Below are 242 nucleotides of genomic sequence, written 5' to 3'. Positions count from 1 at the left end.
TCTTGGGGTCCATCGGCCAGCCGATGGTGTGGACGATCAGGCCGGGCTGCGACTTCTCCGGCGCAACCTCCCACAGCTCCTTGATGCCGATGCCGTAGGTCTGGGGATCGGCGTCGCGGCGCAGGTCGAAGCGCTCGAACAGGGTCTTGGTCAGCGAGCCGCGGCAGCCCTCGGCGAAGATGGTCTGCTTGGCGTGCAACTCCATGCCCGGCGTGTAGTTGCCGGTCTTCTCGCCGTCCTTG

General features: G+C 66.5%; 1 protein-coding gene. It reads right to left on the bottom strand.

The window, feature by feature from the left end:
* Window positions 1-242, bottom strand: a 242-nt coding sequence (locus tag JJL56_RS34190) for an NAD(P)/FAD-dependent oxidoreductase (protein ID WP_425599149.1), incomplete at both ends; no start/stop codon positions are given.

Origin of the sequence: Azospirillum aestuarii, assembly GCF_016632405.1 — a bacterium.
GTDB lineage: Bacteria > Pseudomonadota > Alphaproteobacteria > Azospirillales > Azospirillaceae > Azospirillum > Azospirillum aestuarii.
Note: the sequence above shows the minus strand (reverse complement) of the source record. Positions and strands in the feature narration are given on the sequence as shown.